This window comes from Gordonia sp. PDNC005 (assembly GCF_016919385.1).
Classification (GTDB): domain Bacteria; phylum Actinomycetota; class Actinomycetes; order Mycobacteriales; family Mycobacteriaceae; genus Gordonia.
The window spans coordinates 2,507,203-2,523,135 of sequence record NZ_CP070351.1; the positions used below are offsets into that span (position 1 = coordinate 2,507,203).

The following is a 15,933-nucleotide window of genomic DNA, read 5'->3' on the forward strand; positions in this document are numbered from 1 at the left end:
GCGCTCACTTGCGCTTGTTGATCTCCTCGGTCAGCTGCGGTGCGACATTGAAGAGGTCGCCGACGATGCCGAAGTCGCTGATCTCGAAGATCGGTGCTTCTTCGTCCTTGTTGACGGCGACGATGGTCTTCGAGGTCTGCATGCCCGCGCGGTGCTGGATGGCGCCCGAGATGCCCAGGGCGATGTACAGCTGAGGCGAGACGGTCTTACCCGTCTGACCAACCTGGAACTGTCCCGGGTAGTAGCCCGAGTCGACAGCGGCACGCGATGCGCCGACGGCTGCACCGAGCGAATCGGCGAGCGCCTCGACGACGGCGAACTGGTCGGCCGAACCGACACCGCGGCCACCGGAGACGACGATCGACGCCTCAGTGAGCTCGGGGCGGTCGCCACCGACGATGGCCTCGACGCCAGTGATCTTGACGGCGTTCTCGGCTTGCGCCGGAACCTCGACGTTGACGACCTCGCCTGCGGCGGCAGCCGGTGCGGCCTCGACGCCACCCGGACGAACCGAGATCACCGGGGTGTCTCCGCCGGCCTGTGCGTCGACGACGAATGCGCCGCCGAAGATCGAATGAACGCCGACACCGCCTTCACGGACCTCGATGACGTCGGTCAGCAGACCCGAGCCGAGACGCACTGCCAGGCGGCCCGCGACTTCCTTGCCTTCCGCAGTCGCGGCGACGATCACGCCTGCGGCGCCGACCTGCTCGGCGAGGGTCGACAGGACGTCGACCTTCGGTGAGACGAGGTATGCGGCGGCGTCGTCAGACTCGGCGACGTAGATCTTCTCGGCGCCAGCCTCGGCGAGGCTGCCGGTGATGTCTGCAGACGTGCCGGGCTTGCCGACGACGACGGCCGCGGGACTGCCCAGTGCACGGGCGGCGGTGATGAGTTCGCTGGTGACCTTCTTCAGCCCACCCTCGGCATCCTGCTCAACGAGCACGAGTACTTCAGCCATGAATTTTCTCCTGAATGTCTTTGGTAATCGCCGGAACGAGTGGGATCAGATGAGCTTCTGGCCGACCAGGTACTCAGCGACCTTGGTGCCGCCGTCGCCTTCGTCGGTGACGCGCTCGCCTGCGGTCTTCTCGGCCTTCGGGGTGACGCCGGTGACGGTGCTGCCCGCGTTGGCCAGGCCGACCACCTCGGGCTCGATGCCCAGGTCGGCGAGGGTCAGGACGAGGACTTCCTTCTTCTTCGCGGCCATGATGCCCTTGAAGGACGGGAAGCGGGGCTCGTTGATCTTCTCGTTGACCGAGACGATCGCCGGGAGGGACGCCTCGACGTGGAAGATGCCCTCGTCGGTCTCACGCTCACCCTTGAGGGTCTCGCCGTCGACCTCCAGCTTGCGCAGGTGCGTCAGGTGCGGGAGCTCCAGGTATTCGGCGATCATCGCGGGGACGGCGCCCGAGCGACCATCGGTCGCCTCGTTGCCTGCGATGACCAGCTCGACGCCCTCAACGGTGCCCAGCGCGGTGGCGATCACGTATGCGGTCTGAACTGCATCGCTGCCGTGAATCTGCGCATCGTTGATGTGGATCGCCTTGTCGGCGCCCATCGAGAGCGCCTTGCGGATGGCGTCGGTGGCGCGATCGGGGCCGGCGCACAGCACGGTCACTTCGCCGCCGTCGCGCTCCTTGATCTGCAGCGCTTCTTCGACTGCGCGCTCGTTGATCTCATCGAGAACGGCGTCAGCAGCTTCACGGTCCAGCGTGTAGTCGCCATCGGCGAGCTTCCGCTCGGACCAGGTATCGGGAACCTGCTTGATCAGAACGACAGTATTCGTCATGGGTCTTCGTCGACCTCCTGCATCGGGTTCGGCAACTTACCAGCCGGTAAGGCCCAGGGTCTCTCTCACTCTAGCGGCTTGATCACGTTGCGAGAACGTGGCGTCACTCATATCTCCCGCGGCCGCGGTTCGGATTGCGCGAACGTGTTCCACTAGTGTCGTGGAAATGACCGAACCGCAGGCTGGATCACCCGCCGATCAGCTCGCCCTGACCGGCGAACGCACCGTCCCGGGAATCCCCGCCGAGAACTACTGGTTCCGCCGTCACGAAGTCGCCTACGACTACATCCTCCGACGCTGCGCAGGTCGAGACGTTCTCGAAGCAGGCTCCGGCGAGGGCTATGGCGCGTCGATGCTCGCACGTGACGCGCGGTCGGTGACATGCGTCGACTACGACCAGCAGGCAGTCGAGCACACACGCCGCGTGTACCCGGAACTGACTGTGCACCAGGGCAATCTGATCGATCTGCCGCTGGACGACGCCTCTGTCGACATGATCGTCAACTTCCAGGTGATCGAGCACCTGTGGGACCAGAGCGAATTCGTCCGCGAGTGCTTCCGCGTGCTGCGCGGCGGCGGCGAACTGCTCATGAGCACGCCTAATCGCATCACCTTCTCGCCCGGTCGCGACACCCCGCTCAACCCGTTCCACACGCGGGAGCTCTCGGCCACCGAACTGACCGAACTGCTGTCGGACGACGGCTTCGATGTCGTCGACATGCTCGGCGTCTATCACGGTGCGCGGCTCGTGGAACTCGACCAGAAGTGGGGCGGATCCATCATCGACGCGCAGATCGACCGCGCTCTGGCCGGTGAGCCGTGGCCCGACGATCTCGTCGCCGACGTCGCGGGGATCACGATCGCCGACTTCGACATCCGTCGCGCATCCGAGGCCGACATCGACTCCAGCCTCGACCTGCTGGCCGTCGCCGCACGTTTCTAGGACACACGTCAGCGATGACCGACCGTGTTCCCGGGCAGTTCACCCTCGTCCTGCACTCTCACCTCCCCTGGCTGCCCAACCACGGCCGCTGGCCGGTCGGCGAGGAGTGGCTGTATCAGTCGTGGGCCGACTGTTACCTACCGATGTTCTCGATGCTGCGGAGACTGGCCGACGACGGCCTGACCGATCAGCTCTCCCTCGGCGTCACTCCGATCCTGGCCGCACAGCTCGACGACCCGTACGCGGGCGCCTCGATGTACGAGTGGCTCGCCGATTGGCAGTTACGGGCCATGGAGGCTGCGCTGTCGCGCGACGCGGTCCGCGCCGACGCGGGAACACGCGAGTTCCGTTCCGCGGCAGCTGCTCTCGCCGATTTCGAGACGCAGTGGAGGCACGGCGGCAGCCCTCAGATCCGACCTCTCGTCGATTCCGGAGTCATCGAGCTGCTCGGCGGTCCGCTCGCTCATCCCTTCCAGCCTCTGCTCGACCAACGGCTTCGCCGACTCTCCCTCATCGAAGGTCTCGCCGACGCCGAACAACGCTGGGGCACAAGGCCGTCGGGCATCTGGGCGCCGGAATGCGCGTATACACCCGGCATGGAGAACGAGTACGCCGCCGCAGGAGTGAAGCACTTCATGGTGGACGGCCCGACCCTGCACGGCGACACCGCCCTGGGCCGACCGGTCGGCGATTCCGGCGTTGTCGCCTTCGGTCGTGATCTGACGGTCAGCTACCGCGTGTGGTCGCCGAAGTCCGGCTATCCGGGGCACGCCGACTACCGCGACTTCCACACCTACGACCACGAGACCGGGTTCAAGTCCGTGCGGGTGACCGGCAAAACCGTGCCCGCGCACGAGAAGAAGCCGTATGACCCGTCCCGCGTCGACGCGGCGATCGACGCCCACGTCGACGACTTCATCGGCTGCATACGCGACCGATTGATCTCCGAGTCCGAGCGCATCGGACGGCCCGCGCTCGTCGTCGCGGCCTTCGACACCGAGTTGTACGGCCACTGGTGGCACGAGGGTCCGATCTGGCTGGAACGTCTGCTGCGTCGCCTCCCCGAGGCGGGCGTCACCGTGGGCACGCTCGACACGGCCCGGCGCAACGGTTTTGTCGGCGAGCCGGTCGACCTCGCCGACTCGTCGTGGGGTTCGGGCAAGGACTGGCGCGTCTGGGAGGGCCCGCAGGTTCAGCACCTGGTGCAGCTGAACTCCGAAGTGACCGCGACCGCCCTCGATTCGCTCGACAAGCGTCTCGCGACGACTGCGCATGCGAGAGACGAGGTCGCCGACCAGATCCTGCGCGAAACGCTGATGACCGTGCAGTCGGACTGGCCGTTCATGGTCTCCAAAGACACCGCCGCCGGGTACGCCCAGGACCGCGCGTACAAGCATGCACACGCGACACGCGAGATCTGCGCTGCGTCCGACGCCGGTCGAGTCGAGGCGGCGACACGACTCGCCGGTGGGTGGCGCAACGCCGACAACATGTTCGGCGCGCTCGACGCCCGCCGCCTGCCCAGCCGTGACGGAGATGACCGATGACCGCCGCACTCGAACAGACCCGGCCGGTGAAGGTCCTGATGGTTTCGTGGGAGTACCCACCGGTGGTCGTCGGGGGCCTCGGACGCCATGTCCACCACCTGGCCGAAGCCCTCGCGGATCTCGGCGTGGACGTCACGGTCCTCACCCGCCGGCCGTCGGGCACCGACGAGTTCACGCACCCGACCATCGACACCGTGGTGAACGGGGTTCGCGTGATCGCCGTGGCAGAGGACCAGCCGGAGTTCGACTTCGGTCTCGACATGATGGCGTGGACCCTCGCGATGGGACACAGTTTCATCCGCGCCGGACTGCGACTTCTCGGCCACGGGGCGCTGGGCCACGGGTGGACCCCCGACGTGGTGCACGCCCACGACTGGTTGGTCGCACATCCGTCGATCGCGCTCGCCGACCACTTCGACGTCCCATTGGTCGCGACGTTGCACGCGACCGAGGCGGGCCGCCACAGCGGCTGGGTGGCCGGGCACGTGAATCGACAGGTCCATTCGGTGGAGTCGTGGCTCGCGAATCGAGCGGACGCCCTCATCACCTGCTCCGCGTCGATGCGCGACGAAGTGACCGAACTGTTCGGTCCGGCGCTCGCCCCGATCAGCGTTATCCACAACGGCATCGACGTGAGCGCGTGGACGTTTGCGGCGCGCACTCCTCGGCGTCGTGCCCCGGAGCTCTTGTTCGCCGGTCGCCTCGAGTACGAGAAAGGTGTGCAGGACCTGATCGCCGCCCTGCCCGCGATTCGCGCGCAGCATCCCGGAACCCGACTCACGATCGCGGGCGAGGGAACGCAGACCGACTGGCTGCACGAGCTCGTCCGCACCCACGACGTGATCGATGCCGTCGCCTTCGCCGGTCGACAGGATCACGACGGCCTGATCGGGCTCATGCATCGTTGCGACCTGATCGTCCTGCCGAGCCGCTACGAACCGTTCGGGATCGTTGCACTCGAGGCAGCGGCTACCGGCATCCCACTGGTCACCTCGACCGCAGGCGGGCTCGGCGAAGCCGTGACGGACGGAGAGACCGGCTGGACCTTTCCCCCGTTCGACCCCGTCGCCGTCGCGAAGGCCGTGTGCGACGCCCTCGACGACCCCTCCGTCGCCTCCACGCGGGCACGGCGGGCCGCGGAACGACTCACCGAGGAGTTCACCTGGCGGGTCGTCGCCGAGCGGACCGCAGCCGTGTACGGGGCGGCACAACACCGCGACACGCCGGTTCGGCCTCGCCCACAGATTCCGGTACGCCCGATGCCGGACCGCGATCCGGGCAACTGACCGTTATCGGTCTAGCATTTGGCCACATCCATCTGTTCAGCGGACAGGGCCGATTTCCCCAAAACGTGGAACTGAGGCCGACTTTGGGTTGATCCTTATTGTGTGATGTCCACCACTTTCGGTGGCGGACGGCCCCCACCACAAAGAGGTACCCATGAACCGCAAGACCAAAGGCGCGCTCGCTATCGGCGCGGGAGTCATCATTCTGCTCGGCGGCGCCGGATCGCTGGCGCTGTGGGGCGACGAGGCGCCCGTCGGAGGCAGCGACGTCACCACAGGCGATCTCGACCTCACCTGCGGCGCCTCGGGGGCCTGGACGGACATCTCCACTGACATCCCGGGTAACCCGAGCGCTGTTCCGGCCGGCGCCCTGATGGTCCCCGGGGACGTCTGGGAGTACAAGAACGACTGCACCGTCGTCGCGAAGGGCAAGAACATGCATGCCCAACTCACCGTCGACAACTCGTCGGTCCCCGGCTCGACGATCACGGACCCGGCGTGCGGAGGCTCCTGCGTGACCTTCGCCAACACCGTGGCGATCGGTACCGGCGGCGCGGTGACCACTCCTCCACCGATCACGGTGAACGACGGCAACACACTCCACGTCAGCGTCAAGGTCACGTTCAACGCGGCGACGCCGAACCGAGTGGGTGTCAACACGGCTCTCAACGTGAGCGGGATGCTCATCAAACTCGACCAGGTCCGCCCCTGATGAACTGACGACCGCGAAAGGAAGTCCGTGACCAAGCGGAACATCCTGCTCGCCGCGCTGGGCATGCTCGTGGTGTCCCTGCTGTTCGGGTCGCTGTCGACGACGTTTGCACTGTGGTCCGACCAGCAGTCCAGCGACGCCACCGACGTCGCGACCGGAACCATCGAGTTGTCGCCGGGCGACGGGACCGGACCGGCATTCGCGTTTCCCGCGTTGAGCGGGACGAACGTGCCGGTCGGCGGCGTGTCACAGGCCAACCTGACCATCAAGAACACCGGCACGACGTCCCTCCGGTTCCGTCTGCGCACGGCAGGTCCCACGGTGAGCACGTCGGGGGCGACGGTCGGGGTCACTCTCGACGGTTCGGTGGGCGCGTGTCCGGGCGGGCCGGCCGCCTTCACATCGCAGACGGTGACGTCACCGACCGTGTTCACTGCGCCGTGGACCGGCATCGCGCGCGGGGGCCAGACCGTCTGGTGCATCCGTGCGACCCTGGCGGCGGCGACCGGCACGCTCCCCGCCACCTACACGATCTCGTTCGCCTTCGACGCGGAGCAGACTCGCCCATGACCGGCCCCGTCACCGCCACCGACAAGCCGCGTTCTCGGATGCATCATGTGTGGCAGGTCGTGTCCTGGCTGCTGCTCGCCGCCGCTTTCGCGACTCTGTGCGCGACGATCCTCGTGCCCAAGGTCGCCGGAGGTCGCCCGTACACCGTGCTCACCGGTTCGATGCGGCCCGACTACCCGCCGGGCACGCTGATCGTGGTGAAGCCGAAACCGGTCGATCTCGTCGAAGTCGGAGACGTGATCACCTACCAGGTGAGATCAGGCCAGTCCGACGTCATCACGCACCGCGTCGTCGAGATAACGCACGCCCCGAACGGCGAGCTGAGATTCATCACGCGAGGCGATGCGAACGGGCGCAACGACGATCCCGTACGGCCCGTGCAGGTTCGCGGCGTGCTCTGGTACTCGATCCCCTACCTCGGATTCGCCAACAGCTGGTTCACCGGGCACAGACGGACGATCACCGTCTTCGTCCTCGCCGGACTGTTGTTCGCATACGGCGCCTGGGAGTTCTATCGAGACTGGCGGGAGGGCGGCGACCCCGACGACGATGCGGACGACCCACCGGCCGACGAGACACCGACCGCCCTGATTCGTGCAGCCGACACGGCAGGAGGTCGAGAATCGTCATGACATCCGACGCCTCCTCCGTCTCCAGGCGTGTCCGCGCACTGTTGGCGTGCGGCGTTCTGCTCGGGTCGGGTGCGATGGGCACCGCGGCCCTGTGGTCGACATCGGCGCAGACGGTGTCGGGCACGTTCACCACCGCCTATCTGAAGATCCAGACGAACGGGTCCACGCCGTACTCCTTCACCTTCCCCGGCTCTCTGCTTCCCGGGTCGTCGACGGCGTTCCTGATTCAAGTGCAGAACATCGGATCCACACCGTTCACATACGTCGGGTCCGTCCAGAGCGCGTCCGCGCTCGGCCAGGCGACGACGCTCACCTCACGGGTCGGCGGCACGGTGACCGGACCTACGTGCACCGGCGGCAGCGGCGTGACCGGGCAGGCCATCACCGGTGCGAAGGCCACCTTCCGGTCGACCAGCGGAGTCCTTCCGGCCACGACGGGGGCCGAGAACGTGTGCGTGCAGCTGACTCTGCCTCTGGGTGCGGTCGGGACGCTGGCGGGTTCCACCGGAACCGTCCTGTTCACCTTCGACGCGACGGGGGTCTGAGATGACCGACGTCACGAAACACCGACTCGACCTGGCGCTGACCCTCGCAGCGACCATCGGAACTCTGTGTGTCATCGCGGCTGCGCTGTGTCTGGCCTTCGGAGTCCGACCGGTGATCTTCGAGACCGGATCCATGGCTCCCGCCGTCCCCACCGGATCGATCGGCTTCGCCCGGACCGTTCCCGCGGCCGACGTCCGTCCAGGCGACATCGTCACCGTGACCCGCGATGACGGTGTCCGGGTCACCCACCGGGTGGTGACCGTGACCCCCGCAGCGGGGACAGCCGCGATTCTGACATTGCGTGGAGACGCCAACGCGTCCCCCGACCCGCAGCCTTACATCGTGAGCACCGTGTACCGATCTACGACCACGATCCCCGTCGTCGGCTACCTCGCGTCGTGGTTGAGTGCACCGCACACGCTCGTGCTGCAAGCACTCGCGGCCGCCGGACTGCTCGCGATCGCCTTCGCACCCCACGGCGGATGGCGTCGGACGACAACCGGCCGCCGAGTCATCGCGGGGACGGCGGTCGCGACGTCACTCGCTCTCGGCGCCACCGCTGTGCACGGGGTCGGCGACGCCGCTGCCGCGCCCCTGACTGGCACGGCCACCGCGACCGGAACCGTCACCGCCGGACGCCCCGAGAACCCGACCTCACTCCGCTGCGACAACGCAAGTGGCGGCATCATCGGAATCGGCAGCTCCGTGACGCTGACGTTCCCGAATCCGACGTCTCACTCCGCGTACACGTACCGGATCGTGACGACCGGCTCGGGAGGTCCCCAGACCTCCAACTTCGCCGCCTCTTCATTGCCGACACCGACCGCCACCGTGGATGCGGGAAGTCTCGGCCTGGTCAGCTGGCTCATCTCATTGATTCCGGCCCTACTCGGAGGCAGTGTCACGTTGACCATGACCCTCACCAACTACGTCGGCAACTTCGCGTCGTCCGGGTCGCTATCGCAACAGGTGGTTGTCAAAGGCGGCGGATTGACGGGATTGGTCCCCCAGCTGAGCTGCAAGACTCCAGGCGCGGGCGGCACCGTGACCGGCCCCGCCGCGCGAAGGGCAGCGCCGAACTCGACACAGTCGTCCACCGCAGCCGTATCGAGCGCGTCCTCGGAGACATCCGGTCCGTCCTCGTCGGCTGTGGCAACACCGCCAGGGAGCGCGTCGTCGTCGACGATCTCGGAGTCCACGTCGTCGACGACCACGAGTGTGGAGCCGCCGACGTCGCAGACTCCCGAACTCCCACCGGGCGGCACCCCGAGTCCGAGTGGGGGCCACGCGTTCTTCCGTGACGGTGCGACCCTGACGATCCGGGACGCGACGACGACGGCCGTCGAGTACACCGGCGACCACTCCCCCGGCAGCACGGTTCGGTGGCGCCCAGGCGCCGACGTGCTCGAGATCATCGATCTCGATGGCACCGTCACGACAATGACGTGGACGGGCAGTCGCTGGGACGAAGCCGTGACCCGGCCGCAGACCACGGAAGCGCCGACCGCCGAACCGGCAGCGCCGACCACCCGATCTGCTGACACTCCAGTTCCCGAAGTCGGCTCGGCGACTGATCACGCGGTTACCGAGAGCGGCTGAACCCCGTCGAGACGCGGTGGGCTAGTCCGACTTCTGCTTCGCCTCGGCCTGGGCCTTCTTGCGTTCGATGTCGGCGAGCGCACGCTCGATCTCGGCGCGCTGCTCGGCGCCTTCCTCCCACATCTCGACACGATTCTTCACCGCACGGGCCGGAGCGCCGACGGCGATCGAGTAATCCGGGATCTCACCGCGGACCACAGCGTGCGCGCCGAGAACCGATCCGCGTCCGACGATCGTGTTGCGCAGGACGGTCACCTTGGCGGCCACCCACGTGTCGGCGCCGATGCGGACCGGGCCCTTCACGATGCCCTGATCCTTGATCGGGACGTCGATGTTGTCGGTGACGTGGTCGAAGTCGCAGATGTAGCACCAGTCGGCGACCAGCGTCGACCCGCCGACTTCGATGTCGAGGTAGGCGTTGACGACGTTGTTGCAGCCGAAGACGGCCTTGTCGCCGATCCGAAGACTGCCCTCATGGCAACGGATCGAGTTGCCGTCTCCGATGTGCACCCATCGGCCGATCTCCATGCGCGCCAGCTGCGGCGTCGAATGGATCTCGACGTCCTTGCCGAGGAACACCATGCCGCGCAGCACGATGTGCGGGTTCGCGAGCCGGAACCGAGCGAGCCGGTAGTAACGCACCAGGTACCAGGGAGTCCACGCCTTGTTCCGCTTGACCCATCGCAGGGAGTCGAGCGTCAAGAAACGAGCCTGTTCGGGGTCGCGGTTCCGGCCGGCGCGCCAGCGCGAGCGGTAGGACGCGTTCCACATGGTGGTCATGAGGTCAAACCCTAATCCAGGCATGCCCGGCCTGCGGAATCAGGCAGACCCTTTCGCGATAGAGTCGTGCGCGAAGCTTCCACGCCCGACGGCAACGAGTCGACGGGCCGACGTCAGGAGTCGCATGACCGGCGCAGCCCGCCTACGACGCAGTTCACGTCTGCTCGTCGTAGCAGCTCTTGCGGCGGTCGTCGCGCTGATCGGCACGGCGTGCTCGGACGGTCACCACGACGTCCGGCAGAACGCCCCGTACGGCTGGCCGATGTACGGCGGCAACGCTGCCAATGCGAACTTCACGTACTCGCAGGTCCCGGACGACCTCCAGCTGATCTGGAACCGCGACGTCGGAGGCGCGATCACCGCTCCACTCGCCATCAACGGCAGCGGCGACGTCGCAGGCGTCGCGAAGACCGCGTCGGGCTGCAACCTCAACGTCTTCGACCAGCGGGCCGGCCGCAAGAACTACTGCAAGCGGCTCGGCGACGGTTCGCCGCTCAGCACACCGCTCTTCGACCAGATCGGACAGCCGTATGTCGGCGAGGCGGGCATGTTCTTCGCCTTCAACGGCGGCGGTGCGATCCGGTGGCGGTACCCCACGTACGGCGTGCCGCTGTCCGCGAAGTTCGCCGCACCCGGCCGTGTCCTGGTCGCGACGACACAGGGGCAGGTTCTGCTGCTGAACGCACAGACCGGTGATCTCGCGGCGCCGGAAGCCCTCCTCCGGCCGGACACGAACGTCGACCCCACCGTGGGGCTGGCCGACTGCACGGTCGGCGGACCGGCATGCGCAATCGCCGCGCCACCTGCACTCGACCTCGGCGCCGGACGCGCGTTCCTCACCGTCTTCCCCAAGGGTGCACGCTCCTCGCAGGTCAAGGCGATGACCTACACCGACGGCGCGATCACCGACCTGTGGTCCGCCGACATCGGCGGCGGTGTGATGGGTCCCCCGACTCTGTCGGCAGACGGTAAGACCGTGTACTCGTTCGGGCGAGACGGCAAGCTGTACGCGCTCGACGCCGCGACCGGCACCGTCCGTTGGTCGCACGACGTCGGCGGCCACGGTTTCGCGACGCTGTCCGTATCGCCGGACGGGATCCTCGTGCCCGCTGGTGCGCTCGGCGGCCCGCTGACGATCCTGCGAGACAAGGGATCAAGTGTCGAGGTCGTCGCTCAACGCGACGATGTGCAGACCGCCGGGCTCGGCACACAGACGTCGGCGGGGACCGTGTGGGCGGTGGCGCGCGACGGCGAGTCCCTCGCGCTCACCGAGTTCAGCACCGCGGACGGCGCCACCAAGCGCACGCTGCCGCTGCCGGGCGCGAAGGGCTTCTCCACCGGTGTGGCGGTCTCTGCGTGGGGCTCCATCGCGGTCGGCACGTCCAACGGCACCGTGTTCTTCTTCTACCGCCCGTTCTGAGTCGATGGCGTTCGCGTTCACCCTGGACGACGTCGCGTTCTTGACGTCACGGTACGGAGAGAAGGCGTTGGCGACGGCGTCTGAGATGCCGTTGACGGACGCGTCTCTGCTCAAAGACCTCCCCGAACTGCGGAGTCGGTACAGCCCGCACGAGGCGGCGCTGGTCGAGACTGTCCGGACCCGTCGGCGCGCCGTCGGCAAACTCGACGATGCAGACCGCCTGCTCCTGAGCGACACCGCACTGCAGCAGGCGACACCGACCGCGGTGGCGGCACACCGCGCCGGCGACATCGCGAGCCGCCATCCGGGCGCGGTAGTCCACGACGTCACGTGCTCGATCGGCGCCGAACTGTCGTCCCTGTCTGCGCGCACCGAACTCGGCGGGGTGCTCGGAAGTGACCTCGACGAGGTTCGACTCGCCATGGCGGCGCACAATCTCGGTGACCGCCGTGGCGTTCAGCTGATGCGCGCAGACGCACTCGCGCCCGCCTCCAACGCCGACGTCGTGATCGCCGATCCCGCCCGACGCAGCGCCCGCGGGCGGACGTTTCGACTCGACGAGTTGGACCCGCCCCTGCTGGAGCTCCTCGCCGTGTACGCCGGTCGCCCCCTGGTCGTGAAGTGCTCCCCCGGCGTGGACTATCGGATGCTCCGCGACCGGTTCGGCATCGAATGCCACGTCCAGGTCACCTCGCTCGACGGCGGCGTCCGCGAGGCTTGCTTGTGGACGGAGTCCGACGATCTCCCCGACCGCCGTGCGACGGTCCTGCGCACCGTGGACGGGGTCGTCCGCGCCACGGAGCTCACCTCCGACGATCCCGACGACATCGTCTCCCCCGGTGTTGACGAGTGGATCGTCGACCCCGACGGCGCCGTAGTTCGGGCGGGCTTGGTACAGCATTACGCGCACCGCCACGGTCTCCGACAGCTCGATCCGCAGATCGCGTACCTCACCGGGTCGACGGTCCCCGCGGGTGAGCGCGGTTTCCGGGTGATCGACGAGGTCGGGGTCACCGAGAAGGCTCTGCGTGGCGCACTGTCGTCTCACGATTGCGGAAGCCTGGAGATCCTGGTCCGCGGTCTCGACATCGATCCGGACAGACTGCGCCGAAAGCTGAAGCTCAAGGGTTCGAAGCCGTTCGCGTTGATTCTCACCCGGGTCGGCCGCAACGGCGTCGGGTTTCTCTGCGAACCTGGCGTCCGCACACCGCACAGGTGATCAGACGAGCAACGGCCCGCCTCCCAGCGGGAGACGGGCCGTTCCTGATGTCGGATCAGGCCTCCGGCTTCACACCGGTGATCAGGACGTTGTAGAAGAACTGTGGCGGAACGATCTTGCGGAGCACGTTCTCGTCGAGCCACGTCATGCGCTTCCATCCGCCGTAGGCGAATCCCGCCCAGCCCCAGCCGAGCTTCTCTTGCGGGACGGCCGCCTCGAAGGTGCGGACGGGCCAGCCGAGCATCGCCGCGGCGAGTTCTTCGGCCTCCGAGCGGACCTCGACGGCCCCTGCGGCCTTCGCGAGACGCTCGAGGTCCTCGGGTGCAAACGTGTGGATGTCGACGACTGCTTCGAGTGCGGCGGCGCGCGAGCTCTCGTCGAGCTCGGCCTGCGGGCGACGCCACTGTTTGAGCGGTCCGAACTTGGTCACGTTGGTCGTGGCCCACCACGTGGCCCGGCTCATCCAGCGTGCATAGAAGTCGCCGTAGGTCGACGGCTCACCGGCGAAGACGAAACGACCGCCGGGCTTCAGGACGCGCAGCACTTCGCGCAGCGACTTCTCGACGTCCGGGATGTGGTGCAGCACAGCATGGCCGACGACGAGGTCGAAGGTGTTGTCCTCGTACGGAATGCTCTCGGCGTCAGCGACGCGACCGTCTACGTCCAGGCCGAGGTTCTCCGCGTTGCGGAGCGCGACCTTGACCATGCCCGGCGACAGATCGGTGACCGATCCCTTGTCGGCGACACCCGACTGCATGAGGTTGAGCAGGAAGAACCCGGTGCCGCAGCCCAACTCCATGGCCCGACCGTAGGGCAGGTCGGCGTCGGGGACGATGCGGTCGAAGCGTCCACGTGCGAAGTCGATCAGTCGCTGGTCGAACGAGATGGACCACTTCTCGTCGTACGTCTCGGCCTCCCAGTCGTGGTACAGCACCTGGGCGAGCTTGGTGTCTTTGAGCGCCGCCTCGACCTGCTCTGCGGTGGCGTGCGGGTTCGGCGCCGGATCGACGGTGTCGTCCGCGTCGTTCTTGTCGATGGTCGTCATGAAGGTGAGGTCCTACTTTCCGGTGAACTTCGCTTTGCCGGGACCGTTGGCGACGAACGACTCCATGCCGATCGTGCGATCCTCGGTGGCGAACAGTGAAGCGAACAGCTGGGCCTCGATCTTCAGGCCCGTCGTGAGGTCGGTGTCGAGACCTGCGTCGATGGCGGTCTTCGCGGCGGCGAGCGCGACTGATGCGGCGCCCGCGAACTGACCCGCCCACTTGAGAGCGGCGTCGTACACGTCGTCAGGGGCGACGACCTCGTCGACGAGGCCGATCGCGAGCGCCTCTTCCGCGCCGACGAAACGACCGGTGAAGACCATGTCCTTCGCACGTGACGGACCGATCAGACGTGCGAGGCGCTGCGTGCCGCCGCCGCCCGGGATCACACCGAGGAGCACCTCGGGGACACCGAGCTTCGCGTTGTCGCCAGCGATGCGGCGATCTGCGCCGAGTGCGACTTCGAGCCCGCCGCCGAGCGCGTACCCGGTGACCGCCGCGACCGTCGGCTTCGGGATCGAGGCGATCGCGCCGAGGCCGTCCTGCAGCCTGCCCGCGACCTTCGACATGTCGGCGAACGACATGTCGTTCATCTCTTTGATGTCAGCGCCTGCGGCGAGGACCTTGGGGCCGCCGTAGACGACGACGGACTTGATGTCGTCGCGCACGCTCGCCTCTTCGGCGGCAGCCACCAGTTCGGCCTGGACCTGGCGGTTCAGAGCGTTCATCGGCGGGCGGTTCAGCCGGATGGTGCCGACGCCGGGATGCTCGGGCGATGTCTCAAGAGTCACGAACTCAGCAGTCATAAGGGCAGGCTACCGGGTGACACCTGTTCTAGACGAACCCGGTACGGGGCGCATGTGACTACTGTTGTCACATGGGCGCAGATGCTGTCGAGTTGCACGTTCCCGGACCTGACGGGGTGACGCGGACTGTACGTCTGAGCAGCCCGGATCGCGTCTACTTCCCCGAGGCAGGACTCACCAAACTCGACCTCGCGCGCTACTACGAATCCGTCGCCGACGGCATCACCCGCGCTCTCGACCGTCGACCGTGCATGCTGCACCGATTCCCCAAAGGCACCACGGAGAAGAAGGTGCATCAGAAGAAGCTTCCAGCCGGTGCGCCCGACTGGGTGGAGACCGTCGACGTCTTCTTCCCCCGCTACAAGCGGATCGTGGGTGAACTGTGTGTCACCGAACCCGCGGCGGTGCTGTGGGCCGTTCAAATGGCGACCGTCGAGTTCCATCCCTGGAACTCCCGACGCGGGCACATCGAAGAGCCCGACGAGTGGCGCATCGATCTCGATCCGATGCCCGATTGCGACTTCGCGAAGGTGCGTCGTGTCGCCTCGATCGCGCACGAGGTGCTCGACGAACTGGGCATCGTCGGATACCCGAAGACTTCAGGCGGACACGGCCTGCACATTTACGTACGGATCGCGCCGGAGTGGGGCTTCGCCGACGTTCGCCGCGCCGCCCACGCATTCGGAGCCGAGGTGGCCCGGCGTGCAGCAGGTGAGGCGACGGTCACCTGGTGGCGCAAGGACAGGGACCCCACCGCGGTCTTCGTCGACTTCAACCAGAACGCGCGCGACCACACGATCGCCGCCGCGTACTCCGTCCGCGCCACCCCGCGCGCCACGGTCTCGGCACCGATCACCTGGGACGAGATGCCCGACGTCGAACCGGACGACTTCACCGTCGCAACGATGCCTGCACGATTTGCGCGTCTGGGCGATCTGCATGCTCCGATCGACGACGTCGCCCACCGCCTCGACACTCTCCTGGAGTGGGCGGACCGAGACGACGCCGAGATACCGCCCGTAGCGGATGACGACTGAG

Annotated in this window: 16 protein-coding genes; 11 read left to right on the top strand and 5 right to left on the bottom strand. The window is 67.2% G+C overall.

Going from position 1 to position 15,933, the window contains the following annotated elements:
- Positions 1–4 precede the first annotated feature (4 nt).
- Positions 5–961 (bottom strand): electron transfer flavoprotein subunit alpha/FixB family protein, encoded by a 957-nt coding sequence (locus JVX90_RS11845; RefSeq protein ID WP_205328972.1) that lies wholly within the window; start codon positions 959–961, stop codon positions 5–7.
- Between the two features lie 45 nt (positions 962–1,006).
- The gene (locus tag JVX90_RS11850) at positions 1,007–1,792 is read right to left on the bottom strand and encodes an electron transfer flavoprotein subunit beta/FixA family protein (RefSeq protein WP_205328973.1); all 786 of its coding nucleotides are present in this window, start codon (positions 1,790–1,792) and stop codon (positions 1,007–1,009) included.
- A gap of 166 nt (positions 1,793–1,958) precedes the next feature.
- On the opposite strand from JVX90_RS11850, the gene JVX90_RS11855 reads away from it, so the two are divergent.
- The 8 genes from JVX90_RS11855 (at position 1,959) to JVX90_RS11890 (ending at position 9,627) form a co-directional block, all read left to right on the top strand.
- The gene (locus JVX90_RS11855; protein WP_205328974.1) at positions 1,959–2,735 is read left to right on the top strand and encodes a methyltransferase domain-containing protein; all 777 of its coding nucleotides are present in this window, start codon (positions 1,959–1,961) and stop codon (positions 2,733–2,735) included.
- 14 nt (positions 2,736–2,749) lie between these two features.
- Positions 2,750–4,282, top strand: coding sequence for a glycoside hydrolase family 57 protein (locus JVX90_RS11860; RefSeq protein ID WP_205328975.1), 1,533 nt, complete (start codon positions 2,750–2,752; stop codon positions 4,280–4,282).
- Between the two features lie 26 nt (positions 4,283–4,308).
- Complete coding sequence (locus tag JVX90_RS11865; RefSeq protein ID WP_205332398.1) at positions 4,309–5,568, top strand: glycosyltransferase family 4 protein; 1,260 nt, start codon at positions 4,309–4,311, stop codon at positions 5,566–5,568.
- Between the two features lie 154 nt (positions 5,569–5,722).
- On the top strand, positions 5,723–6,280 hold the full coding sequence (locus JVX90_RS11870; RefSeq protein ID WP_205328976.1) for an alternate-type signal peptide domain-containing protein: 558 nt from the start codon (positions 5,723–5,725) through the stop codon (positions 6,278–6,280).
- Between the two features lie 27 nt (positions 6,281–6,307).
- The gene (locus tag JVX90_RS11875; protein WP_240193874.1) at positions 6,308–6,850 is read left to right on the top strand and encodes a hypothetical protein; all 543 of its coding nucleotides are present in this window, start codon (positions 6,308–6,310) and stop codon (positions 6,848–6,850) included.
- Entirely contained in the window at positions 6,847–7,482 is a 636-nt protein-coding gene (locus JVX90_RS11880) for a signal peptidase I (RefSeq protein WP_205328977.1), read from the top strand. Before JVX90_RS11875 ends, JVX90_RS11880 begins: the two co-directional genes overlap by 4 nt.
- Positions 7,479–8,027, top strand: a complete 549-nt coding sequence (locus JVX90_RS11885; protein ID WP_205328978.1) for a hypothetical protein — start codon at positions 7,479–7,481, stop codon at positions 8,025–8,027. The genes JVX90_RS11880 and JVX90_RS11885 overlap by 4 nt, the downstream gene beginning before the upstream one ends.
- Before the next feature lies 1 nt (position 8,028).
- Positions 8,029–9,627 carry a signal peptidase I gene (locus JVX90_RS11890; RefSeq protein ID WP_205328979.1) on the top strand — a complete coding sequence of 533 codons (1,599 nt, stop codon included), beginning with the start codon at positions 8,029–8,031 and terminating at the stop codon, positions 9,625–9,627.
- A 21-nt stretch (positions 9,628–9,648) separates the two neighbouring features.
- Here JVX90_RS11890 and JVX90_RS11895 read toward each other — a convergent pair whose 3' ends face one another.
- On the bottom strand, positions 9,649–10,407 hold the full coding sequence (locus JVX90_RS11895) for an acyltransferase (protein WP_205328980.1): 759 nt from the start codon (positions 10,405–10,407) through the stop codon (positions 9,649–9,651).
- 124 nt (positions 10,408–10,531) lie between these two features.
- On the opposite strand from JVX90_RS11895, the gene JVX90_RS11900 reads away from it, so the two are divergent.
- On the top strand, positions 10,532–11,827 hold the full coding sequence (locus tag JVX90_RS11900) for a PQQ-binding-like beta-propeller repeat protein (protein ID WP_205328981.1): 1,296 nt from the start codon (positions 10,532–10,534) through the stop codon (positions 11,825–11,827).
- A 4-nt stretch (positions 11,828–11,831) separates the two neighbouring features.
- Positions 11,832–13,046 (top strand): class I SAM-dependent methyltransferase, encoded by a 1,215-nt coding sequence (locus tag JVX90_RS11905; protein WP_205328982.1) that lies wholly within the window; start codon positions 11,832–11,834, stop codon positions 13,044–13,046.
- A 55-nt stretch (positions 13,047–13,101) separates the two neighbouring features.
- Here the strand turns inward: JVX90_RS11905 and JVX90_RS11910 are convergent, their stop codons facing one another.
- Together JVX90_RS11910 and JVX90_RS11915 are read right to left on the bottom strand one after the other, a co-directional pair.
- Positions 13,102–14,091, bottom strand: a complete 990-nt coding sequence (locus JVX90_RS11910) for a class I SAM-dependent methyltransferase (protein WP_205328983.1) — start codon at positions 14,089–14,091, stop codon at positions 13,102–13,104.
- Positions 14,092–14,103: 12 nt separating this feature from the next.
- Positions 14,104–14,895, bottom strand: a complete 792-nt coding sequence (locus tag JVX90_RS11915) for an enoyl-CoA hydratase-related protein (RefSeq protein WP_205328984.1) — start codon at positions 14,893–14,895, stop codon at positions 14,104–14,106.
- 71 nt (positions 14,896–14,966) lie between these two features.
- Here JVX90_RS11915 and ligD point away from each other — a divergent pair, with 71 nt between their 5' ends.
- Positions 14,967–15,932: a non-homologous end-joining DNA ligase gene (ligD, locus tag JVX90_RS11920; RefSeq protein ID WP_205328985.1), complete on the top strand. Its 966-nt coding sequence runs from the start codon at positions 14,967–14,969 to the stop codon at positions 15,930–15,932.
- Position 15,933 lies beyond the last annotated feature (1 nt).